The sequence below is a fragment of the Azospirillum sp. TSH58 genome, from assembly GCF_003119115.1.
Taxonomy (GTDB): Bacteria; Pseudomonadota; Alphaproteobacteria; order Azospirillales; family Azospirillaceae; genus Azospirillum.
Window position 1 is genome coordinate 1,599,620 of the sequence record NZ_CP022367.1, and the last position, 23,066, is coordinate 1,622,685.

Here is a 23,066-nt window from a genome sequence, read left to right on the forward strand (position 1 = left end):
CTTCTCCAGACTGGACCCGTCTTGGAAACGGCGGCGCGCGCGATGCGCGTAAGGTGGCCGCACCCCTTGCCGGCACCGGACCCATGCGCCTGACCCTGACGACCAAGATCATTTTGCTGCTGCAGGTGGCGCTCTGTTTCGCGCTGCTCTCCACCGCGGCGCTCTCCTATCTGAAGATGGAGCGCATGGTGGAGGACACCGTGGCGTCCCGCTTCACCGTCGCCCTGCGCGGGCTGGCGGGCGAAGTCGAGGGCGCCGTCAGCCTCGGCGTGTCCATCACCGCCCTGCGCAATCTCGACGCGCTGATCCATCGCGCGATGGCGCGGGACGACCGGATCACCGGTCTGGTCCTCTTCACCGACACGGGCGAGGTGCTGGCGGCGGCGGGCCGGGGAGCGGGACACGGCGGGCCGGTGGGGGCGATCCCCGCCGGCTGGAAGACGGCCTTCGCCCGCGACGGCAAGTCCGACCGGGTGGCCGCCGTCGCCGACGGCGACAGCCAGGCGCTTCTGCTCGGCATCCGCAACGCCTTCGGCGGTGTCGCCGGCGGCGTCGCCCTGACCTATTCGCTGGGCGAGGTGCAGGCGGGGATCCGCGGCACCATCCCGGATCTGCTGCTGTCCGGCGGCATCAATCTGGTGACCGGGCTGCTGGTCACCATGATCGCGGTCTGGCTGCTGCTGCGCCCGATCCAGCGCCGGCTGCGCGAGATGACGGTCAGCATCAACAAGCTGGGCATGGGGGAGCCGCCCAACCTGACCCCCGAGATGGTGGCCTTCGCCCCCGGCCTGAAGGACTTCGCCGACCGCATCCTGGAACAGCAGCAGCACGGCGCGGAGGAGGACCATCCCCAGCCCGCCGGTCCGGCGGAGGCCACGCGCCCGGCGGGAGTCACGCCATGAAGCTGTCCTTCATCCGCCGCCTGAACTGGATGCTGACGGGCGTCGTGTCCGTCCTGATGCTGGTCAGCCTCGCCGTCCAGACCAACCACGTCAACACGCTGTTCCGCCCGCTGATCGAGCCGGAGCTGGCCCGCAAGGCCGAGGTCGTCGGCTCCTACGTGGTGGCGCAGATCGACCGCGCGGTGGCGCTCGGCTTCGAGCTGGACAAGCTGGTCGGGGTGGACGAGCTGCTGTCCGACGCGCTGGCCGCCAATCCGGACGTCAAGTATCTGGCGCTGGAGATCGGCGGGCGCCTTTACGCCTTCTCCGGGACGGAGGAGGCGCGGTCCGGCAGCCGCCTGACCGTCGCCGACACCCCGCCGGAGGGCGAGTCCCCGCAGTTCCTCGACACCGTCCTGGCGCTTGAGGGGAACGGGGAGGCGCGGCTGCACGTCGGCGTCGATTCCGGCTATGTCCGCTCCGCCATGAACGAGGTGGTGTTCGACCTCGGCTCCGTGCTGATCGTCGCCATCCTGCTGAACATCGAGATTCTGCTGCTGGTCGTCGGCTCCTCCGTCGCCGCACCGCTGCGCCGGGTGACGGCGGTGATGAAGCAGGCCGCCGACGGGCATCTCGGCGTGCGCGTCGCCCTGCGCAACCGCGACGAGGTGGGGGAGCTGTCGCGCGCCGTCGACTGGGCGCTGGACAGCGTGCAGCACAAGGCCGACATGTCCGCCTCCGAGCCGGCCATGACCAAGATCGGCATGATGCAGCGGGTGGTGGAGCTGCGCTTCGCCATCTTCATCTTCTCCCTGGCGGAGGAGCTGACCCGCACCTTCCTGTCCGTCTACATCAAGCAGCTGTTCGAGCCGGTGCCCGGCCTGTCGATGGAGATGGTCATCGGCGCGCCCATCGCCCTGTTCATGCTGCTCTGGGCGGTCAGCCAGCCGATCGCCGGCAGCGTGTCGGAACGGCGCGGGCGGCGGGCCGTGTTCCTCGGCGGCGCGCTGCTGTCCTTCGCCGGCCTCGTCGGTTCCGGCCTCGCCACCGACCTCATCCAGCTCATCGTCGCGCGCTGCCTGACCGCCATCGGCTACGCCAGCGTCTTCATCGCCGCGCAGGGCTTCGTCATCGACGCCACCGACCCCAAGCAGCGCGCGCAGGCCATCGCCATGTACGCCGGCGGCATCCTCAGCGCCGGCGTCTGCGGCCCGGCCATCGGCGGCGTGATCGCCGGGCAGGTGGGCTTCCGCACGACCTTCCTGATCTCCGCCGGGCTGGCGCTGCTCGCCGCCTTCATGGCGTGGCAGGTGCTGCCGCGGGTGCGCGCGGCCCAGGCGAAATCCAGCCGCGGCCTGCGTCTGGCCGACGCCGTGCTCTGCCTGCGCAACCCGCGCTTCGTCGGGCTGGCCGTCTTCAGCGCGGTCCCGGCCAAGCTGGGGCTGACGGCGCTGCTGTTCTTCCTGCTGCCGCTGGCGCTGGACGACCAGGGGGTCAGCCAGTCCTGGATCGGGCGCGTGCTGCTGCTCTACTGGCTGCTGATGATCGTGGTGTCGCCGATGGCGGCGAAGCTGTCGGACCGCTCGGGCCAGCGCATCGGCTTCCTGGTGGTGGGCGGGCTGGTCGCCGCCGGGGCGGCGTGGGTGCTGTCGATGCCGGGGTCGCTCGGCACGGCGCTGGCCGGGGTCGCCCTGCTGGGGGTGGCGCACGCCATGCTCGGCGCGCCGCAGCTCGCCATGCTCGCCGACGTCTGCGTCAAGGAGCGGGCGGCGCTGGGCGAGACCACGGTGATCGGCATGTTCCGCCTGATCGAGCGGCTGGGCTCCGTCGTCGCTCCCTTCCTGGCCGGGATGTTCCTGGCCCATTACGGCTACGCCGGGGCGCTGAAGGGCATCGGCGCGGTGCTGGCGGCCTGCGTCGCCGTGCAGCTTCTGCTGAGCACCCTGTTCCGCCCGCGCCCGCCCGCCGCCGACCTTCCGCAGAGGACCCCCGCATGAGCCTGTCCCGCCGCACCGTCCTGACGGGAGCCCTCACCGCCGGTACGCTGGCGGCCGGCGGTCTTCCGGCCTTCGCGCAGCCATCCTTCGGTCCGGCGGCCAGGACTTTCACCGCCGCCAAGCCGGCGCGCATCGTCGTGCTGACCCCGCGCAAGGATGTCGGCGACGTTCTGGGCCTGCGCGACTTTATCGCGTCGAGCGGCCTGTCGGCCACGGTGGAGGTGCGCGAGGTGCCGCAGGCCTCCGCCATGCCGACGCTGCTGCCGGAGATCCGGGCGTCCAAGCCCGATCTGGTGGTGACGGTCTTCACGCCGCTGACCCTGGCGACGGTCGGGCGTTACGACGATCCCGACCCGTCGCGCTTCCTGACCGACGTGCCGGTGGTCTTCACCTCGGTCACCGACCCGGTGGCCTCGCGCGTCGTGCGCGCGCTCGACCGTCCGGGGCGCGCGGTCACCGGCACGCGGCACATCGCGCCGGTCGCGGTTCAGATGAAGACGATGCTGTCCTACCGGCGCTGGAAGAAGATCGCCGCGGTCTACAACCCGGCGGAGGACAACATGGTCGTCGCCGTGCGCGACCTGAAGGAGGAGGCCGCCCGCCAGGGGGTGGAGGTCCACGACGCCGCCCTGCCGCGCGACGCCTCCGGCGCGCCGGTCGCCGCGGCCATTCCCGACCTGATCGCCGACGCCGCCCGCGCCGGGGCGGAACTGGTCTACATCGGGCCGGACACGCTGGTCGCCTCCAGCAACAACGCGGTGGTGGCGGAGCAGGCGCTGGCCCACCGGCTGGCCACCTTCTGCTCCACCGAGCTGCCGATCCGCCGGGCCAACCTGCTGATGGGGCTGGTCAGCCCGGCGGTCAACGTCGGGCGCTTCGCCGGCCTGAAGGCGGTGGAGATCCTGAGCGGGGCCAAGCCCGCCGACGGCATCCCGGTGGAGACGCTGAACCGCTTCTCCCTGCTGCTGCGCATCGGGGCGGCCAAGCAACTGGACCTCTACCCGCCGATGCGCCTGCTCAACATCGCCGAAATCGTGCAGGACGCCTGACATGACGGTCCTCTTATCCCCTGAACAGACGGTCCACACGGGCATGCTGCGCGTCCGGCGCGGCCAGCCGGTCTGCGTTCCCTACCGCATCCGCTTCCTCGGCCCCGCCGACCTGCCGGCGCTGGAGGCCTTCCGCGGCTACATCTTCGGGCAGCTGCCGGACATCGACGCCTATTTCCCCGAAACGCCGGAATTCGCCGGTCTGCATCTGGGCGAGCGCGGCGTGACGCTGGGGCTGGAGGCCGAGGGGCGGCTGATCGGCTGCGCCATCCTGGGCCTGCCCCTGCCGGGCATGCCGGCCTTCGTGGACGATCTGCCGGGCACCCGCCCCGCCGTAACCGCCACCGCCCACATGGCGAGCTGCATGGTCCATCCCGACTTCCGCGGCAACGGGTTGCAGCGGCTGCTGGTGACCCTGCGCACGCTCCACGCTCTGGGGGCCGGGCGCCCGCACCTGTTCTCGCGCGTCGCCCTGTCCAACCCGCGCAGCCTGTCGAACCTGCTGGCGGGCGGCTTCCTGGTGCGTCGGGTGCTGGTCATGCACGCCAGCGGGCGGCTGCGCTACCTGCTGCACCGCGACCTGGGGGCGGCGCCGCCCGCCTGGGTGCCGGGCAGCGAGCGCGTCTTCGCCGTGCCGGAGCTGGACGAGCAGAGGGCGGTGATCGAGGCCGGCTGGGTCGGGCGTTCGGTGGAGCTGGACGGTCCCGTGCCGCTGGTCACCTACGCGCGCCCGGTGGAGGCCGTGCCGGCCCTGTCCGAAGACCCCCTGCCGCAGGACGCCGCGCTGGAGGTCACGCCATGATCGCCTTCCGCAAGACGGCGGTCGTCGTCGATCCCTATTCCACCGGCATCCTTCTGGCGCCGCGCCTGCGCGCGCGGGGCTACGAGGTGGTCGCGGTGCAGAGCCGCCCGGACCTCGCCCCGTCGCTGCTGCGCAGCTACCAGCCTGACGACTTCGCGGCGCACATCCTCCATGACGGTGATCTCGACGCGCTGGCCGAGCGGTTGCGTCCGCTGGCGCCGGCCTTCGTCCTGCCGGGCAACGAGTCCGCGGTGGAACTGACCGACGCGCTGGGCGCCACTCTCGGCACGCCGGGCAACAGCCCGAAGCTGACCGCCGCCCGCCGCAACAAGTTCATGATGATCGAGCGGCTGGCCGCCGCCGGCCTGCTGACCGCCCGCCAGACCATGGCGACCGGCGCCGCCGAGGCGGTGGAGTGGGCGGAGCGGGCGGGCTGGCCCGTGGTGGCGAAGCCGATGGCCAGCGCCTCCACCGACCATGTCTATTTCTGCGACACGCCTGCGCAACTGCGCGCCGCCGTCGACGCCATCCTGGGCAGCCGCGACTTCTGCGGCTCGGCCAACGAGCGGGTGCTGGTGCAGACCTACCTCGACGGCCTCGAATACGTCGTCAACACGGTCAGCCGCGGCGGGCGCCACTATGTCTGCGACGTGCTGCTGTCGGCCAAGCGGACGCTGAACGGGTCGCCCTTCGTCTACGACTACTACCGGCTGCTGCCGCCGGAGGAGCCGGTGGCGCAGGCGCTGATGGCCTACATCCGCCGGGTCCTCGACGCGCTGGAGATCACCGACGGCGCCGGCCATGCCGAGGTGCGGATGACGTCGCGTGGTCCGGCTCTGGTGGAGATCGCGGCGCGCGCCATGGGGCCGGCCGGCTCCACCACCGCCGTCGCGGCGGGCACCGGGCACGATCAGGTTGATCTGCTGGTTGATGCCTTCGACGGGGCGGCGGCGATGGAGCCGCTGCTCGACGGCCATTACCGGTTCCTGGCCGACGCGATGGTCCTCTATTTGCCGGTTCTGGTGTCTGGCCGGGTGGAGGGGCTGCCGGATCTCTCCATTCTGGACGGGATGGCGAGCGTGCGCGGCTACGGCCTCGTGCCGCGGCTGGGGGACGAGGTGGTTCCGACGCTCGATCTGACGCAGGTGCTGGCGAAAATCTATCTCGCGCATCCGGACCGCGCCGTCTTCGAGTGCGACTGGGCCGCCATCCGCTCCCTGGAGGATCGTCTCCAGCCGACCGTCGCGTAGCGTCGGAACGGGCGGGCGGCGATGGCGCATGTCCCTTACGAGCAGCGCTGGGCCGCGGCCCGCAAGCGCTTCGAGGCCGCGACGGCGAAGCACCGGCCGAAGGACGCCAAGGCGGTCGCCGCCGCGCTGAACGGCGAAGCCGCGCTGGTCAAGGCGCTGAAGGCCGGCGACGCCGTCCACCGCGCCGCCACGGCCAGCGACGGGGCCGGTGAGGAGGCGGCGAAGGATCTCGCCGCCGCCGGGAAGGACGCCGTGAAGGCGCGCAAAGCCTATCTGGCCGCGCTGGACAAGGCGCTCGACGAGGATACGGCAATCCGTGGCGACAAGGCCGCGGCGGCGGCCTGCGAACGGGCGTTGAAGGCGCTCGCCAAGGAGCTTGCCGACCTGGAGGCGGCCATCGGCGCGGACGCCGACCGCGCCAAGGCACAAGCCGCCCAGGCCGAAAAGGACGCCGCCTCGTCGGAACGCGCGCAGAAGCGGTGGGAGGCGAACATCAACGGCGCGCTGGCCCGCGCCGCCGCCGGGGTCGCCAAGGTGCGCGCCAAGCCGACGCCGGACACCTACAACGAGCTGTTCCCGGCGCTGGCCCGCGATCTCGCCACCCAGCTCGCCGCGGCGAAGGCGCTGGACGGGCTGCGCGCCGATCCGGACTTCTACCGCCGGAAGCTTGCCCCCTGGGCCGGGCAGGGCGGCGACGGGCCGCCGATGCGCGTGCCGCCCGACTACACCGCCCGCCAGATCACCGACCTCATCAAGGAGTTCGCCACCGTCTGCAAGGGCGTGGTGCAGCTGGTGGGCGGTCGCTGAAACGAGGCGGGGAGCGAAGCCGCCGTTTTGGACCCATTCGGCTCCGGTAGCGGCGGGAGAGGAGCAATCGCCGATTCCGAGGGGCGCGCCCGCCTCCTACCATGCAGGCCGGTAGGGTGAATGTTTGGTTAAGCGGAGGAGCTGAGAGATGGGTGGTCCCCTGAAGCGCATCGACATCCCGGACATCCTGACCCAGAAGGACTGGGACAAGAAGAAGGGCGCCATCGCCAAGATCGCCGGCAAGACCGGCGTCGGCGACGCGATGAAGGCGGTGGACAAGGCGCACGGCGCCATCGACTGGAAGAAGCTGAGCGTGTCGGTGAACGCCCCCAGCAACGCCACACTGGACGATCTCGACTCGCTGCTGGACGAGGCGCGGGCGGAGTACAAGCGCTCGGTCGAGCCGTTGCGCACCCAGCTCCAGAAGCTCCGCGATCTGGCCGAGGCGACGGCGAAGAAGTTCAAGTCGAACAAGCTGATCCCGAAGGACTCCACCGCCCACGCGGAGAAGGTGGCCAAGGCCGCCGACCAGCTCTTCGTCGCCTTCAACCAGTCCTCGCTCGGCGACAAGATTGTCGATGACTACGAGGGCATGAAGGACGCCATCGAGAAGGCCGACAAGGTGCGCGCCAAGGGGCGGGAGATCCTGGAAAAATACATGCTGTCCCTGGCGAAGAAGCTGAAGACGGCGAAGACGGTGGGCGATTACCAGGACCTGTGGAAGGAGGACATCCGTGGCGTCGGCACCCAGTTGCCGAAGATGCCCGAGCTGAAGGCCTTCCTGAAGGACTGGCGCAACATCTCCTCGCAGGACGGCATCCCGGAAACCGACGAGGATGTGAAGAGCCGCTGCAAGGAGGTGATGGCCGTGCTCGCCCGCATGGACAAGCAGATGAAGGCCATGGCCTGACCGCGTTCAGCGCCCCGGCCGATCGGTCGCATTGCATCGGAGCGTCCGGAAGTTCGCCTGTGTTCGGGCGGTTCCGGACGCTCTGCCTATTAGAGGCTTCTGTTGAAATCGTCCTGTCCAGCGGTCAGCGCCAAATATGGGCCGTGTCTTCGATTGAGAGGTTAAAACCACATTTTCTATAGGATTTACGATTGATGAAGCTTGTTGCGAATTTCTGAGTCGTTGTTGCGCCGATGGCCGATTATACTTCGCTGCGTGGCCGGTTTCGGTTTCATGGGGTTTCGGCTTTAAATGCCAGGGTGCATCGGTATTTCCGCAACGACCGTTTTGCGATACCTCTCATGACGGGACTGGCTCGGCACCCCTCGACCTGCGGGTCTGGCCGCGGCCTGTGCCGTGCGCCTGCCGAAGGAATTGTGCCCCGGTGCCTCCGCCGCCTGCCGCCATGCCGTCTCTAACCGCCTTTGTTGCGCGTGTCGCCCGACGGCTGGGCGCGGTTCTGCTTCTCGTTCTCCTTTGCACCGTTCCGGCCCTGGCCACCGTCCTGCCGCAGGCGGAGCGCGGCGTGCTCGATCTGCGCGGCTGGTACGCCGACCTCGACGGGCCGGTCTCGCTGGACGGCGAATGGCTGGTGTCCTGGGACCGGCTGGCCGGCGAGGAAAGCCTGAATCCCCTGCCGGAGCCGGATGGGGCGCTGTGGACGCCCTTCACCCTGCCGGCGATCTGGAACGGGGCCGAGCGCCCGGACGGGCGGGAGATGGGCGGGTTTGGCGCCGCCACCTTCCGCCTGAAGATCCTGCTGCCGCCCGGCATGCCGCCGCTGACGCTGAAGATGCCGCCGGTCAATTCCGCCATGCGGGTGTGGGTGGACGGCCGCTCGGTCGCCGCCGCCGGGGTTCCGGCGCTGGCCGCCGCGCAGGAGCAGTCCTCCTCCGTTTCCCGGTTCGTCACGCTGCATGGCGGGCAGCGGGTGATCGAGCTGGCGGTGGAGGTCTCCAACCACTTCCATTTCGAAGGCGGGATCGGGCGCACGATCTATCTCGACGCCAACGGCGGGCTGTCGCGGCTGTGGCAGCGGCAGTTGATGACGAACGCCGGGGCGCTGATGTCGCTGTCGCTGATGGCGCTGTTCATCGGCGCCTTCCTGCGCCGACGCCTGTCGGCGGCCCCGCTGTTCCTTGTGATGCTGCTGGCCGCCTGCGCCATGCGGCTGATGTGCACCAGCGAACTGCTGCGCGTCTTCTTCCCCGGCGTGTCGGAGGTCTGGGCCTACCGGCTGGAATATCTGCCGATCTACATGTTCTACCCGATCTATTTCCACCTGCTGCGCGAGCTGTTCCCGGGATGCCTGCACCGTGGGGTCGGGCGCGCCATGATGGCGGTCGCGGTGCCCGGCATGTTCCTGGTGCTGGTGACCGAGCCGGCGCAATTCACCCGGCTGCGCGACGTGGCGAGCCTGCTGCTGGTGCTGTCGGCCCTGTATTTCGCGTGGCGCCTCGCCGTGGCCGCCCTGCGCCGCCATTCCGGCGCGCTCCTGCTGGGGGCGGGGGCGCTGGCCTTCCTGGGGGCGGTGGTGCACGACGCGCTGATGTACGCGCATTTCTTCGAGAGCATCGACCTCGTTCCCTACGGCGCGCTGCTGTTCCTGTTCAGCCACGCGCTGGTGCTGGGGCGGCGGGTGGAGACGGCCTTCCTCAACGAGCGCCGGCTGTCGCAGGAACTGGCCGCCCTCAACGAAGGACTGGAGCGCCAGATCGCCGAGCGCACCCGCGCCCTGTCGGACAAGTCCGCGACGCTGGAGCGCTTCCTCGCCAACCTCAGCCACGAGGTCCGGACCCCGCTGAACGCCGTTCTGGGCATGGTGCGGGTGATCCGCCGCGAAGGCCCGACCGGCCAGCTCGACGAACGGCTGCGCGTCGCCGACGAGGCGGGGCGCCATCTCGTCTCCATGCTCGACACCATCCTCGACCTGTCGCGGCTGGAGGCGGGCCGGATGGAGCTGCATCCACAGCCCACCGATGTGGTCGCGCTGGTGGAGGACGCCGTGGCGCTGATGCGCGCGGGCGCCGAGGAGAAGGGCATCGACCTGTCCCTGACGGTCAGCGGGCTGGGGGCGGCGCGCTTTTGGATCGATCCATTGCGCCTGCGCCAGATCGTTCTGAACCTGCTGAGCAACGCCGTGAAATTCACCGAACGGGGCGGGGTGGAGGTGACGCTGACCGTAAGGCCGGCTCCGGCGGACACGGTGGGCGGGACGGTCGTCCTGTGCCTGACCGTGGCGGACAGCGGCCCCGGCGTTCCGCGGTCGGCCCAGGCCATCATCTTCGAGCCTTTCCATCGGTTGGAGGGGGCTCGGCTGGAAGGCAACCGACGCGACGGCGCCGGGCTGGGGCTCGCCATCGTCAACGGGCTCGTGCAGTTGATGGGGGGCGACGTCTGCCTGGAAGGCCGGACGGGCGGCGGTTCCCTCTTCACGGTCTCGCTTCCGACACGCCCGCTTCCCGTCGCCGATCCCTCGCCGGGCCGCGCCGCGCCCATGCCGGTGCCGGGGAGCCTGGACATCCTGGTGGTGGAGGACGCGCCGGAGAATCAGGCCATCCTTCGCGAGTATCTGGCGCCCGGCGGCCACCGCGCCGTCTATGCGGACAGCGGGGAGGAGGCAATGGCGGTTCTGGCCACCAGGACCGTGGACGTCGTGCTGCTCGACATGCGGCTGCCGGGGATCGACGGGGTGGAGGTGACGCGGCGCATCCGCGCGTTGCCGGACGCCGAGCGGGCGCTGGTGCCGGTGATCGCGGTGACCGCCAACAGCTCTCCGGAGGATCGGGCGGACTATCTGGACGCCGGGGTCGACGAGGTGGTGGCCAAGCCGGTGGACCCCGACGCGCTTCAGGACGCGCTCGCGCGTCACGCGCCGTCCGGCTCCAGCGCGTCCGCGCCCGCTCCGTCCTTCGCGGTCCGGCAGGCGCCGCTCGCCAGGGGGCTCCTCCCGGGGGGGCTGTCCAGCGCCGACCGCGCGCGGCTGATGGAGCGCTTCGCCCAGGCCTGCCGGGAGGTGCTGGCGGTTCTTGACGATGCGGAATCGCCGCCCCGGCGCGTGGTCGACGCGGCCCACCGCATGAAGGGCAGTGGCGGCACCTATGGGTTTCCGGAGGTGAGCGCCGCGGCGCGGGCGTTGGAGCGGGCGGCGCAGGCCGTCGAGAACGGGAATGGGGAGGCCGCTTCCATGCAAGGGGATGCGGCGGCGCTTCGGGATCGGCTTCATGCCGCCCTGCGCGCCATCGAAACGGGGGAGGCGGGGCTGACATGACGGCGACAGGGGTTGATGCGACAGAAGGTGGTGCGACAGGGGTTGTCGCGACGGGAGCGGCGGCGGTGGGCGGGGCATCATGAGCGTCGGATCGGAGCTGGTCGGGCGGACCGTGCTGGTGGTCGAGGATTCCCCGGAGACGCAGGATTTGATCGCGACCTACCTGGAGCATCAGGGGCTGCGGGTGCTGCGGGCGGCGAACGGGGCGGAACTGACCGAGCGCATCGCGCAGGACCGGCCGGACCTTGTGCTTCTGGACATCAACCTGCCGGATTGCGACGGGCTGGCCCTGGCCGAGCGGTTGCGGCTGGGGGAAACCGTTCCGCTGATCTTCGTGACCGGGCGCGACAGCCCGACCGACCGCATCGCCGGCCTGTCCCACGGCGGCGACTATGTGACCAAGCCGGTCGACCTGCTTGAGCTGCTGATCCGCATCCGCAACCTGCTGCGCCGCTCCGGGGCGCCCGCCGTTCCGCCCACATCCGTGGAGGCGGCGGCGGGGCCGGCGCCCGACGCGCCGCTGACCTTCCGGGGATGGCGTCTCGATCTGGTGCGCCGCGCGCTGTTCCGTCCCGACGGTTCCTACCTCGCGCTGACGACGGGGGAGTTCAACATCCTGGCGGCGCTGGCGGCCATGCGGCCCAACCCGGTCAGCCGCGAATATCTTCTGGACGTGATCAGCAACCGCGACCCGCGTTCCATCAGCGAGCACACGGTGGACACGCTGATCACCCGGCTGCGCCGCAAGATGCGGCTGGACGACGGCGCACCCTCGCCGATCATTACCGTCCGCGGGGTCGGTTATGCATTGGAATCCGACGATTCTTGACGATAATGATTAATATGCAATAATAAACCGCACGTTACTCCGACAGAAAAGTATCAACGGCCGTTGATACGCGTTCGAACGGGGTAATGCTATACATCACCCAACGAATGATTGACGGTTCCAAGCGGGTACCTGGAAGTGGCGGACGGTTCCGCCGCATCGGGTCGCCGCGCCGGGCCTGACACCGCCGCCGGTCAACCGGCGCGCGATCTGATGCGGGTGAGAGCGGCATGCAACGGTCCCTGGTTTCGCGTTCGGCGGAGCGTCTCGCGCTGACTGGCCATATGGCGGCCGGTCAAACGGCGACCAGTCAAGCGGCACCGAATTACTCGGCACCGGCCTACTCGGCGGCGGCGCCTTCCATTCTGATCATCGGCAACGACAGCGCGGCCATCGCCGGCATCCGCGACTGCGCCCTGCGGCTCGGCCACCGGGTTCAGGACACGCGCGACGTGATCTCGGCGCTGGGCCTGCTCGACGTGGACCGCAGCGTCGGCGTGGTGTTCGTGGACGGCGGGTCGCCCTGGTTCGACGGTCTGGCGCTGATGGAGCGGCTGCACCGCACCCACCGCGGCCTCGCCTGCATCCTCTTCGCCCGCAACCCGGAGGCCGACGACGTGGTGCGTGCCCTCCGTCTGGAGGCGGCCGACGTGGTGACCGACCCGGAGGACGACGCGCAGATCGAGCGCGCGCTGGCCCGTGTCCTGGACAGTGGCGAATTGGGCGCATCGCCGGTTCCGGACTTCCCGGCGGCGATGGACAGCCGCGACGACGCGCTGGAGCAGGCCTACCGTCACGGGCTGGCGCTGGTCGAGACGGTGCGGGCCTTGCGCGGGGAAGCCGCGGCGGCCCGCGTGATGCCCTTCGTCGCGGCCCAGCGCGCGGCCGCCGCACCGACGGCGTCCCCCGCGGCCATCGCGACCGTGGCTCCACCCGTTTGCGAAGCGGTGGCGGACGGCGGTGTGCCGGACAGCCTGGGCATCCTGACGGCGATCCGGCGCAAGCGCGCCGCCCGCGAGAAGTTCTTTCCCAAGGGGCTGTTCGAGGACCCCTGCTGGGACATGCTGCTGGACCTGATGATCAACCATCTCCAGGGGCGGCGGATTTCCGTGTCCTCGCTGTGCATCGCGTCCGGCGTCGCGCAGACCACGGCGCTGCGCCGCATCACCGACCTGCACGACCGCGGGCTGGTCCGGCGCATCGCCGACGACAAGGACGGCCGCCGCGTCTTCATCGAGCTGACCGAAGAAGGCGTGGCCGCCATGGAGCGTTACGTGGAGACGGTCGGCCCGCTGGGCTGACCGTCCGCGGCCCCCGCCTCCGCCTGGCGGGAACAGTCCGGCCAGGGGCAGGCGCAGGAGGGGAAACGGCACTCGTCGCCGTTCACGTCGCTCGCCTGAACGGCGATCTTGTAGCGCAGGCCGTGGGCCGACGGCGTGTCGATCAGGCCGCAGGCCTCGTAGACCTCGACATTGACGCGGGCCGATTGCAGGGCAACCCGCGCGATCTGTTTGGGATCCTTCATCATCGGCGTCTCGGCCTCGCTTCCGCTGCGTCGTCGGGTCCTTCAACGCATGTTCGGCGCCGTTGTGCCAGGGCGTATCGGAAGGACTTCCTTTGGCACGCCCACGGCACCCTTACGGTTCGCGCCACATCGACCGGTAGGCCTCCTCCAGCGAGCGGGCGAAGGCCGGCGCGTCGCACAGCGGGGATTGGCGCAGACGCTCCCGCAGGCCGGCGCGCAGGGCGGCCAGGGCCTCCGGGTCGCCGGCCAGGGCGGCGGTCTTGGCGACGTAGTCCTCCGGGCTGTCCGCCACCAGCCGGTCGGCGAGGCCGAGCGTTTCCAGGAAGCTGACCCCGATGCGCCCAGCCCAGCGGTCGCCGCGCAGGGTCACCACCGGCACGCCCATCCACAGGCTCTCGGCCGTCGTCGTGCCGCCGCCGAAGGGGATGGGGGACAGGGCGAGGTCGATGCGGTTGTGGCTGTGGAAATAGTCCGCCCGCGGCGTCTTCCCTTCCATGCGCAGGCGGTTCGGCGCGATGCCGTGCGCGGCGAACTGGTCGCGCAGGGTCTGCCGCACCCCGTAATCGGCGAACTCCCGCGATTTCAGGAGCAGGCGGGCTTGCGGCAGGGCGGTCAGGACCTGCGCCCACAGCGCGACGGTCGGCCGGGTGATCTTGGCCCGGTTGTGGAAGGCGCCGAGCGTGACCGGACCGCCGCCGAGCATGGGAAGCGGCCCGACCGGCACATCCTCCGCCGGCGGGGTGAAGCACAGATAACTGCCGGGCAGGCGCCAGACCTTCTCGGTGAAGAAGCGCTCCTCCCCCGGCGGCAGGACGTGGCGGTCGGCGATGATCCAGTCCATCGTCGGCAGGCCGGTCGTCCCGAAATAGCCGAGCCAGCTCACCTGGACGGGGGCGGGCCGCCGGGCGAACAGGGGCAGGCGGTTGTTGCCGGTGTGGCCGGACAGATCGACGAGGATGTCGATGCCGTCCCGCCGGATCAGCTCGGCCACGGCCGCGTCGCCCATGCCGACGATGGGGCGCCATCCGTCGGCGGCGGCGCGCAGGCTGTCCGTCACGTCGTCGGTCCGGCCGTTGTTGGCGTAGCCGTAGGCGGTGACCGCCGAGCGGTCGTGCGCCCTCAGGACGCTTTCCAGGAAATAGCCGACGGGATGGCTGTTGAAGTCGCTGGAGACGTAGCCGATGCGCAGCGGACGGTGACGATCGTCGCGGACCGCCGGAGCGGCGACGGGGAGGCCGCCGCCGCTTCGTTCGACCCAGTCGCGGGCGGCGGCGAGGAAGTCGGCGTTTCCGCACTCCGGCAGGTAATGCTGCGCCATCAGGGCGTTGCTGTGCGCCATCGGGAAATCCGGACGGTGCGTCAATGCCGAGCGGTAGGCGGCGATGGCCTGGTCCGGGTGCCCTTGCCCCTTCAGGGTGTTGCCGAGGTTGGACCAGGCCAGGGCGAAATCGGGCTGGAAGGCCAGCGCGACGCGGTAGGCCGCCGCCGCTTCGCCCAGCCGGTCCTGCAGATCCAGGGCGTAGCCGAGGTTGCAGTGGGACTCGGCGTTGGCCGGCGCCGCCTGGATGGCGTCGGTGAAGGCGGCGATGGCGGCGTCGGTCTGCCCGACCTCCAGGAACAGCGAGCCGAGGTTGTTCAACGCCTCCACGAAGCCGGGCTGGAGCGCGATGGCCTGACGGTAGGCGGCGACGCTTTCGTTGGGGCGGCGCTGAAGACGAAACAGGTTGCCCAGCCGGAAATGGACGTCCGCCCGGTCCGGACCGAGGCGCAGCGCCGCCATCAGGGCGTCCAGCGCCTCGTCCACGCGGCCGGCGTCGAGCAGGGACGAGCCGAGATTCAGGCGGTATTCCAAGGCTTCCCGGAAGGACAGGGCGGTGCGGATGCTGGCGATGCCGGAGTCGTGATCGCCCCGCTCGGACAGCAGCACGCCCAGCAGGTGCCAGGCGTCGGGATTCCGCGGCTCACGCTTCAGGATCTGGCGGTACGCCCGCTCCGCCTCGTCGCCCCGGCCGTCGTTATGCAGGGTCAGGGCATCGGTGAGCGAGGGCCGGGGATTGCGGCTGTCCGTCATGGAGCGTCCATCGTGGGAGCGGGCATCGCGGGGAAGGGCGGTGCAACTCGGGGGAGAGTAGACCGCCCGGCCGGGGCGCGTCCACGAAGGAAGGGCAGGTTCTCAGCGGAACAGGCCGGGGACGATCCGGACCATGATTCCCGATCCGGACGCCACCAGAATGGCGTCCGATCCGGCGCGGACCCAGTGATGGCCGCGTGGCGGCCGGTGCAGGTGATAGGCGGCGGGCGTGGCGATGACGTGGCGCCGCGAGGCGTAGGCGGTGGGCAGCCGGTCGCCGGGCTTCCAGTGCCGCGCCGCGCGGTGGACCGGCGGAGTCGGGCGGTGCGATTCAGGACGGCGCAGATCGGGGCGGTGCAGATCGGGGCGGTGCAGATCGGGACCGCGGTGGTCCCGCTCGATCCGCGGCGGTTCGCGGTGATCCGGTCCCCAGCCGGCGGCGGCAGCGTCTTGGGTGCCCAGGCCGGCCAGCACGGTAGCGGCGGTCATGGCGGCGATCAGGATGCGCGACATGGGGGTATCCCTCGTTTCGTCAGGCTGGGATCGTGATCCCGATGCCCCGATGCTGCGCCCACCCTGTTGCCGGCGTGTGTCCGGCGCCCCCCTGTTTGGTAACGGACTGTTACGGTTCAGCCCGGCCCGCCGTCAGCCCAATTCGAAGGTCGTCACCCCGAACAGACGCGCGGTGTCGATGGTTGGGGCGGGGCCGAGATACATGCGGGCCGTTTCGAACTGCGGTGTCAGGCCCAGCTCCTCCGCCAGCAGGACGGCGTCGCGGTTGACCTCCGGAACGTCGAGGAAGATCGGGGCGTCGCCCGCCGTGGCGGCGAGCGCCAGAGCCAGATCGCGCGCCGTGCCGCGGTCGGCGGCGTAGAGCGGGCCGATCTTGCTGCCGCTGTGGCAGGGGCGGATCACCCCGAAGCCCCGCAACTCCCCGTCGACCACGGCGGCCAGCGCGGTGGCGCCGGGCAGGGCGATCCAATTGGACAGGAAACCGGCGCGCGGCGCCGGGAACAGGGCGCGGTCCCACGCCAGCAGCCGGTCGAAGGGCACCGTCCGGGCGTCCACCAGCGCCGCGGCGGAGGAGGTTCCGGCGGGCGGGGCGCCGCCGTAGCGGACGTTGCGGTAGGCCAGCGCGAAGCCGGACTTGCGATAGTTGTCCTGCTGGGCCACCACCCCGTCCAGCCCAACGGTGCAGCCTTCCAAATGCCTCAGCCCTGCCTTCCAGAGGTCCCAGCCGAGCCCGCGCCCGCGCATTCCGGGCCGTACGATGTAGAAGCCGAGGAAGCCGAAGTTCTCGGGATAGCGGACGACGGAGAGGCAGGCTGCCGGCTCGCCGTCCAGCTCCCCGATCAGGAAACCTTCGGGGTCCACGGCGTGGAAGGCTCCGGCGTCGTGCAGGCCGGGGTTCCAGCCCTCCGCCCGCGCCCAGTCGACGGCCAGATCCAGCTCGGCCCGGCTCATCACGCGCACGCGGTAGCCTTCCATGGCGTCCCTCCGGTTCAGGGCTGCGGGGCGGGGGCGAAGCGCGCCATGTCCCCGGCGTAGGGTTTGGGCAGGGGGAAAGCGTAACCGCCGGTCTTGCCGGTGCGCAAGCCCAGCACGGCCAGCCCCTCCACCAGCTTCACCGCGGCGGTGACGCCGTCAACCACCGGCACGCCCATCTCGGCGGTCAGGGCACGCGCCAGATCCGCCATCCCGGCGCAGCCCAGGACGACGCTCTCCGCCCCGTCCTCCGCGATGGCTTGGCGGATGGTTTCGCGCACCCGTTCCACGGCGCCGGACGCCGGGTCCTCCAGCGCCAGCACCGGCACGCCGGCGGCGCGCACCCGGCAGCGCCCGGCCACGCCGTAGCGCTCCGCCAGATGCTCCAGCGCCGGGACGGAGCGCGGCATGGTGGTGACCACGCTGAACCGCCCGCCGAGCAGGGTGGCGGTCTTCATCGCCGCCTCGCAGATGCCGACCACCGGGACGGCGGCGAGGCAACGCGCGGCGTCCAGCCCGACATCGTCGAAGCAGGCGATCACCACGCCGTCGATGCCGGGTGCGGCGCGTTCATGGGCGGCGATGACCTCCAGCAGGCCGGGAACGGCGAGCGCCTCGTCGTAATAGCCCTCGATGCTGGCGGGTCCCATGGCCGGGTTGGCGGCGACGATCTCCGTCCCCGGCGCCGCGACGGCGCGGGCGGCCGCTCCGGCCTTCTCGGTCATCGAGGCGGTGGTGTTGGGATTGACGACCAGGATGCGCATGGCTGGCTCCCTGCGTTTCAAGCGGCGGCGCCGGTCCGCCGCAGACGGCGGCGGCGCAGGATCATCACCCCGGCGAGGAACAGGCCGATCACCGTGAAGGAGAACAGCGTCGTCAGCGTGCCCAGCGCGTAGAGCACCGGCGTCGTGACGTTGGTCGTCATGCCGTAGATCTCCAGCGGCAGGGTGTTGAAGGACCCCGCGGTCATCAGCGTGCGCGCGAACTCGTCGTAGGACAGGGTGAAGCCGAACAGCCCGACGCCGATCAGGCTGGGCAGCAGGATGGGCAGCACGACATGCCGCACCGTCTGCCAGGGCGTGGCGCCGAGGTCGCGCGCCGCCTCCTCGTAGGCCGGGTTGAAGCGGTTGAAGATGGCGAAGACGATCAGCAGCCCGAAGGGCAGCGTCCAGGTCAGATGCGCGCCGAGCGCCGAGCCGTACCAGGTCGGCTCGATGCCCAGGATGTTGAACAGCAGGCCGATGCCCAGGCTGACCAGGATCGACGGCACGATCAGGCTGGCCACCGCCAGATAGAACAGCGCCCCGCTGCCCAGGAAGCGGCGGCGGAAGGCGAAGCCGGCGAGCAGCGAGAACAGCACCGTCAGCACCATCACCGTCAGCCCCAGCGCGATGGAGCGGCGGAAGGAGCCGCCGAAATCGCCCACCGCCTGCTGCTCGAACAGGTTCCTGAACCAGTGGAGGGAGACGCCGTTCATCGGGAAGGTCAGCCCGCCCTCCGGCCCCTGGAAGGACAGGATGGTGATGGTGGCGATCGGCCCGTAGAGGAACAGGACGAACAGCCCGAAGAAGGCGGCGAGCAGGTAGAAGGACAGGCCGCGCCGGGTGCCGGTGCCGGTCATCGCTTACAGCTCCTTGCGGATGTCGACGATGCGCAGCATCGCCACGACCATGATGAGGACGACGGCCAGCAGGACGACGGCGTTCGCGGCGGCGGCGGGGTATTGCAGCAGCGAGATCTCGTTGGCGATCATCAGCCCGATGGAGGCGCTCTGCCCGCCGCTCATCAGGCGCACGGTGATGAAGTCGCCCATCACCAGCGTGACGACGAAGATGGAGCCGATGGCGATGCCCGGCTTGGCCAGCGGCAGGATGACGTTCCACACCACCTGCGCCGCGCTGGCGCCGCCGTCGCGCGCCGCCTCGACCAGGGCGCGGTCGATGCGCATCATCGAATTGAAGATCGGCACTACCATGAACAGCGCGTAGAGGTGCACGAAGGCCAGCACCACCGCGAAGTCGGAGAACAGCAGGAACTCCAGCGGCTGGTCGATCAGCCCGGCGGAGATCAGCCCCGAATTCAGCAGCCCGTTGCGCCCGAGGAAGGGAATCCACGAGATCATGCGGATGATGTTGGAGGTCCAGAAGGGGATCGTGCAGACCAGGAACAGCACCATCTGCCAGGTCGTGGACTGGACGTGGAAGGCCAGGAAATAGGCGACGGTGAAGCCGATCAGCAATGTGATGACCCAGGTCAGCGCCGCGAACTTCACCGTGTTCAGGTAGGTCTTCCAGGTGACCGGCGAGGTCAGCAGCTCCTCGTAGTTGGTCAGCACGAAGTCCGGGTAGATGCGGATGCTGTCGTAGTCCCAGAAGCTGACCGCGACGATGGTCAGGATGGGGATCAGCAGGAAGACCAGGAGAGTCAGCGCCAGCGGCCCGGCCTGGAGATAGGGGACGACCCGGCGCAGCGTGGAACGGCGCACCCCGTCGCCCCGCGGTGCCGCGGACGCGCTGGACGCTTCGGATGGGACGGTGGAGGCGGTCATGGCGCAGGGGTCCGGTGCCGTGGGGGAGTGCGGGGTGTGAGGGAGTCTTGCCCCCACCCTGACCCTCCCCCGCTGGGCGGGGGAGGGAATTTGATGCTCCCTCCCCTGCCCAGCGGGGGAGGGAAGGGGCCCATGCGGAGCATGGGAAGGGTGGGGGCAAACGCAGACGCGCCTTACGCCGCGACGAACTCGTTCCACTTGCGGACCATGTAGCGGTCCTCGTCCATCACCGCGTTCCAGCAGGCCACGCGGCCCATGCGGTCCTGGAACGACCCGCCGTCGCGCACCGCGCCGGCCTTCTCCATCACCTTGCCTTCGGGGCTGAGGATGTCGGTCTTGGCCGGCTGGCCCTCCATCCAGAAGGCCCACTCGTCCGGCGACATGTGCTCCTTCGCGGTGTCGAGCACGGCGGAGTAATAGCCCTGGCGGTTCAGGTAGGCGCCGACCCAGCCCGACAGGTACCAGTTGATGTACTCGTAGGCCGCCTCAAGCTCCAGACCGCTCAGATGCTTGGCGATGCCGAGACCGCCGCCCCAGGCGCGGTAGCCTTCCTTCAGCGGCTGGTAGACGCAGGGGATGCCCTTGGCGCGCACGGCGGCCACGGCGGGCGACCACATGGACTGGATGATGACCTCGCCCGACGACATCAGGTTCACGCTCTCGTCGAAGGTCTTCCAGAAGGCGCGGAACTGGCCGGCCTTCTTGGCGTCGGTCATGATCTTGAGGGTCTTGTCGATCTCCTCCTTGGTCATGTTGCCCTTGTCGCCGTACTTCACCTCGCCCATGGCCTCGCAGACCATGGCGGCGTCCATGATTCCGATGGAGGGGATGTTCAGAATCGACGCCTTGCCCTTGAAGGCCGGGTCCAGCAGGTCCGTCCAGCTGGTGATCGGGCGGCCGACCAGATCGGGGCGGATGCCCAGCGTGTCGGCGTTGTAGATGGTCGGGATCAGCGTCATCCACTGGGTGGCCGACTTGGCGAACTTGATGCTGTCCTTGCCCTCGACGAAGCCGACGGTGTGCGGGGCGGTGCCCTGGGCGACGGCGCTCTCCGGGGTCAGCTTGCCGTTGACGAAGATCGGGACGATCTTGTCGAAGTTCTTGATCTTGGACACGTCCATCGGCTGCATCACGCCCGCCGGGAAGACCTTCTTGCAGATCCAGTATTCGATGTCGGCGATGTCGTAGGACTTCGGCTGGGTCACCGCGCGCTGGGCCACAGCGTCCGAATCGAGCGCGGTCATCTGCAGCGTGAAGCCGAGATCCTCCTTCACCTTGTCGGCGACGGCGTTCAGGTTCGACACGCCGGTGCCGAACTGGCGCAGCGTGACGTTCTTGATGTTCTGCGCCCAGATGGTGGGGAAGCCGGTGATCGCCCCCGACCCGATGGCGACACCCGCGGCGGCGGCGCTGCCCTTCAGCAGCGTGCGGCGGCTGACGCCCGTGGTGGTCCCGGCGGAAAGGGGCGAGCCGGTGCGCGTCTCGGTCATGCTCTGTGCCTCCAGTATGGTCGGTCGGTTCTTGGGGATTCGGTTTTGGGTGTTGGTCGGGAAATCAGGCGACCAGGGGGTGGACGTCGCGCGCCTTCCAGCCCGCGGTCACGCGGTCGCCGATGGCGAGCGGGGCGTCGTAGAAGCGGGATTCGTCCAGCACCACCGCGAAGTCCTCGGCACCCGGCACGTCGAGCGTCAGGTGGACCGACGCGCCGTGATACTCCAGCGCGCGGACGGTGCCTTCCAGCTGATGGTCGGTGCCGTGATCGGAAATGGCAGGCTGGCCGAGCAGGATGCGGTCGGCCCGCACGGCCCGGCGGCCGGCGGCGTCCTCCACCACGTTGTGGCCACCGATGAAGCGGGCGACGAAGGCGGTGCGCGGCTGGTTGAAGACCTCGCGCGGCGGGCCGGCCTGCTCGATCCGGCCCTGGTTCATCACCACCACGAGGTCGGCCAGCGCCATCGCCTCGGTCTGGCTGTGGGTGACATGGACGAAGGTGATGCCAAGCTCGGTGTGCAGGCGCTTCAGCTCCTCGCGCATGCGGATGCGCAGGAAGGGATCGAGCGCCGACAGCGGCTCGTCGAGCAGGAGCACGCCGGGACGGGTGATCAGCGCGCGGGCGAGCGCCACGCGCTGCTGCTGGCCGCCGGAGAGCTGGGCGGGCAGCCGGTCCGCGTACTGGGACATGTGGACGAGGTCCAGCATCTCCCGCGCGCGGCGGCGCCGCTCCTCCTTCGCCACGCCCTTCATCTTCAGGCTGAAGGCGACGTTGTCGGTGCAGTCCAGGTGGGGGAACAGGGCGTAGCTCTGGAACATCATGGCGGTGCCGCGGCGGGCCGGCGGCTCGCCGTTGACCACCGTGTCGCCGATCAGCAGGTCGCCGTCGGAGATGTCCTCGTGCCCGGCGATCATGCGCAGCGTGGAGGTCTTGCCGCAGCCGCTGGGGCCGAGCAGGCAGCAGTAGGCGCCAGCGGCGATGCGCAGGTCGATGCCGTCCACGGCGACGGTCGAACCGTAGAATTTGCGCAGCTTCACCAGTTCGACGGTTGATCCGGCGGCGGTCGATCCGGCTGCGGTCGATCTGGCGGTCATGACCTTCTCCGATTTTGTGCACAATCCGCAGGGCCCGCTGCGGCTGTCGGAGATGTCCGCAAGTTCCATGCCAGCGTGTGAATGGCGGAATCCCGCGCCTTTCCAGCGGCGAAAATCAGCGAATGGTCAGGATTTCGGCGCTGTGGCGCAAAATTGTGCATGGGTGGGCTGTGCCTGATGCATGGGCAGCGCGCGGCCGCCGCGTTTGTCCGCTGGTCCGTTTTGTGCACAATCCGCGGCGAAGGTTTGAACAGCCAGCCATGCCATCATGAAGACTGTCCTGAGCGCCCCCCGCCGCGCCGTCCGCGGGCGGGGGGAGGGGGCGGAGGCCCGCATCGTCCGCAGCATCGGCGACGCCATCGCCGACCGCCGCCTGCCGCCCGGCACCAAGCTGGCCGAGGAGAGCCTGGCCGAGGTGTTCGGCGTCAGCCGGGAGCGGGTGCGCAAGGTGCTGCTCCTGCTGGCGCAGCGGCGCGTGGTGACGCTGATCCCCAACCGCGGCGCCTTCGTCGCCAAGCCCACCGCGCGGGAGGCGCGCGAGGTGTTCGAGGCCCGGCGGGTGATCGAGCGCGCCGTGGTGGAGGCGCTGGAGCGCAGCCCGCGCCCGCTGCCGGACGAGATGTCGGCCAAGCTGCGCGCCCATCTGGCGCAGGAGGAGGAGGCCGACCGGGCCGGCGACCGCATGGCGCTGATCCGCCTGTCGGGTCAGTTCCACCTTCTGCTCGCCGACTTCGCCGGGAACGCGACGCTGGCCGGAATCCTGGCGGACCTGATCGACCGCTCCAGCCTCGCCATCGCGGCGTTCGAGCGGCGGTCCGCCCATTCCTGCTCCGCCACCGAGCACCGGCGCTTCGTCGAGGCGCTGGAGTCCGGACCGCCCGGCGCGGCGCTGCGGCTGATGATGGAGCATCTCGACGAGGTGGAGCGGCAGCTCGACCTCGATCTGCGGCCGGATGGCGCGGTCGATCTGAAATCCGTTTTCGCGGATCGGCCGGCGGGCCGGACGTAAGGGCCTG

20 protein-coding genes are annotated in these 23,066 nt (G+C 70.1%); 11 read left to right on the forward strand and 9 right to left on the reverse strand.

The window, feature by feature from the left end:
* Nucleotides 1-53 precede the first annotated feature (53 nt).
* The 10 genes from TSH58p_RS28660 to TSH58p_RS28710 all read left to right on the forward strand — a co-directional run bounded on the left by TSH58p_RS28660 (nucleotide 54) and on the right by TSH58p_RS28710 (nucleotide 13,136).
* Nucleotides 54-902, forward strand: coding sequence for a hypothetical protein (locus tag TSH58p_RS28660; RefSeq protein ID WP_247874194.1), 849 nt, complete (start codon nucleotides 54-56; stop codon nucleotides 900-902).
* Entirely contained in the window at nucleotides 899-2,878 is a 1,980-nt protein-coding gene (locus TSH58p_RS28665; RefSeq protein ID WP_109071516.1) for an MFS transporter, read from the forward strand. The genes TSH58p_RS28660 and TSH58p_RS28665 overlap by 4 nt, the downstream gene beginning before the upstream one ends.
* Nucleotides 2,875-3,927, forward strand: a complete 1,053-nt coding sequence (locus TSH58p_RS28670) for an ABC transporter substrate binding protein (protein WP_109071515.1) — start codon at nucleotides 2,875-2,877, stop codon at nucleotides 3,925-3,927. Before TSH58p_RS28665 ends, TSH58p_RS28670 begins: the two co-directional genes overlap by 4 nt.
* Nucleotide 3,928: 1 nt before the next feature.
* Nucleotides 3,929-4,729, forward strand: coding sequence for a GNAT family N-acetyltransferase (locus TSH58p_RS28675; protein WP_109071514.1), 801 nt, complete (start codon nucleotides 3,929-3,931; stop codon nucleotides 4,727-4,729).
* Nucleotides 4,726-5,979 (forward strand): ATP-grasp domain-containing protein, encoded by a 1,254-nt coding sequence (locus tag TSH58p_RS28680; RefSeq protein ID WP_109071513.1) that lies wholly within the window; start codon nucleotides 4,726-4,728, stop codon nucleotides 5,977-5,979. Before TSH58p_RS28675 ends, TSH58p_RS28680 begins: the two co-directional genes overlap by 4 nt.
* A gap of 21 nt (nucleotides 5,980-6,000) precedes the next feature.
* Complete coding sequence (locus TSH58p_RS28685; protein WP_109071512.1) at nucleotides 6,001-6,786, forward strand: hypothetical protein; 786 nt, start codon at nucleotides 6,001-6,003, stop codon at nucleotides 6,784-6,786.
* Between the two features lie 148 nt (nucleotides 6,787-6,934).
* Nucleotides 6,935-7,696 (forward strand): hypothetical protein, encoded by a 762-nt coding sequence (locus tag TSH58p_RS28690; protein WP_109071511.1) that lies wholly within the window; start codon nucleotides 6,935-6,937, stop codon nucleotides 7,694-7,696.
* Between the two features lie 424 nt (nucleotides 7,697-8,120).
* The gene (locus tag TSH58p_RS28700; RefSeq protein ID WP_109071509.1) at nucleotides 8,121-11,006 is read left to right on the forward strand and encodes a response regulator; all 2,886 of its coding nucleotides are present in this window, start codon (nucleotides 8,121-8,123) and stop codon (nucleotides 11,004-11,006) included.
* A gap of 79 nt (nucleotides 11,007-11,085) precedes the next feature.
* Nucleotides 11,086-11,835, forward strand: coding sequence for a response regulator transcription factor (locus TSH58p_RS28705; protein ID WP_109071508.1), 750 nt, complete (start codon nucleotides 11,086-11,088; stop codon nucleotides 11,833-11,835).
* A 284-nt stretch (nucleotides 11,836-12,119) separates the two neighbouring features.
* Nucleotides 12,120-13,136 (forward strand): response regulator, encoded by a 1,017-nt coding sequence (locus TSH58p_RS28710; RefSeq protein ID WP_247874193.1) that lies wholly within the window; start codon nucleotides 12,120-12,122, stop codon nucleotides 13,134-13,136.
* On the opposite strand, the gene TSH58p_RS28715 is transcribed toward TSH58p_RS28710, so the two are convergent.
* The 9 genes from TSH58p_RS28715 to TSH58p_RS28755 all read right to left on the reverse strand — a co-directional run bounded on the left by TSH58p_RS28715 (nucleotide 13,106) and on the right by TSH58p_RS28755 (nucleotide 22,050).
* A complete protein-coding gene (locus TSH58p_RS28715) occupies nucleotides 13,106-13,363 on the reverse strand; it encodes a hypothetical protein (RefSeq protein WP_109071506.1) in 258 nt (85 codons plus the stop codon). The genes TSH58p_RS28710 and TSH58p_RS28715 overlap by 31 nt on opposite strands.
* Nucleotides 13,364-13,472: 109 nt before the next feature.
* Nucleotides 13,473-15,431, reverse strand: coding sequence for a tetratricopeptide repeat protein (locus tag TSH58p_RS28720; RefSeq protein WP_109071505.1), 1,959 nt, complete (start codon nucleotides 15,429-15,431; stop codon nucleotides 13,473-13,475).
* 102 nt (nucleotides 15,432-15,533) lie between these two features.
* The gene (locus TSH58p_RS28725; RefSeq protein ID WP_109071504.1) at nucleotides 15,534-15,944 is read right to left on the reverse strand and encodes an RcnB family protein; all 411 of its coding nucleotides are present in this window, start codon (nucleotides 15,942-15,944) and stop codon (nucleotides 15,534-15,536) included.
* A 132-nt stretch (nucleotides 15,945-16,076) separates the two neighbouring features.
* Nucleotides 16,077-16,919 (reverse strand): GNAT family N-acetyltransferase, encoded by an 843-nt coding sequence (locus tag TSH58p_RS28730; protein WP_109071503.1) that lies wholly within the window; start codon nucleotides 16,917-16,919, stop codon nucleotides 16,077-16,079.
* Between the two features lie 14 nt (nucleotides 16,920-16,933).
* Nucleotides 16,934-17,680, reverse strand: a complete 747-nt coding sequence (locus tag TSH58p_RS28735) for an aspartate/glutamate racemase family protein (protein ID WP_109071502.1) — start codon at nucleotides 17,678-17,680, stop codon at nucleotides 16,934-16,936.
* Between the two features lie 17 nt (nucleotides 17,681-17,697).
* Nucleotides 17,698-18,537, reverse strand: coding sequence for an ABC transporter permease (locus TSH58p_RS28740; protein WP_109071501.1), 840 nt, complete (start codon nucleotides 18,535-18,537; stop codon nucleotides 17,698-17,700).
* A 3-nt stretch (nucleotides 18,538-18,540) separates the two neighbouring features.
* Nucleotides 18,541-19,464, reverse strand: a complete 924-nt coding sequence (locus tag TSH58p_RS28745) for an ABC transporter permease (RefSeq protein WP_199230195.1) — start codon at nucleotides 19,462-19,464, stop codon at nucleotides 18,541-18,543.
* A 173-nt stretch (nucleotides 19,465-19,637) separates the two neighbouring features.
* Nucleotides 19,638-20,954 carry a PotD/PotF family extracellular solute-binding protein gene (locus tag TSH58p_RS28750; protein WP_109071499.1) on the reverse strand — a complete coding sequence of 439 codons (1,317 nt, stop codon included), beginning with the start codon at nucleotides 20,952-20,954 and terminating at the stop codon, nucleotides 19,638-19,640.
* Nucleotides 20,955-21,018: 64 nt separating this feature from the next.
* Nucleotides 21,019-22,050 carry an ABC transporter ATP-binding protein gene (locus TSH58p_RS28755; RefSeq protein ID WP_109071498.1) on the reverse strand — a complete coding sequence of 344 codons (1,032 nt, stop codon included), beginning with the start codon at nucleotides 22,048-22,050 and terminating at the stop codon, nucleotides 21,019-21,021.
* Nucleotides 22,051-22,318: 268 nt separating this feature from the next.
* On the opposite strand from TSH58p_RS28755, the gene TSH58p_RS28760 reads away from it, so the two are divergent.
* Complete coding sequence (locus TSH58p_RS28760; protein ID WP_109071497.1) at nucleotides 22,319-23,059, forward strand: GntR family transcriptional regulator; 741 nt, start codon at nucleotides 22,319-22,321, stop codon at nucleotides 23,057-23,059.
* Nucleotides 23,060-23,066 lie beyond the last annotated feature (7 nt).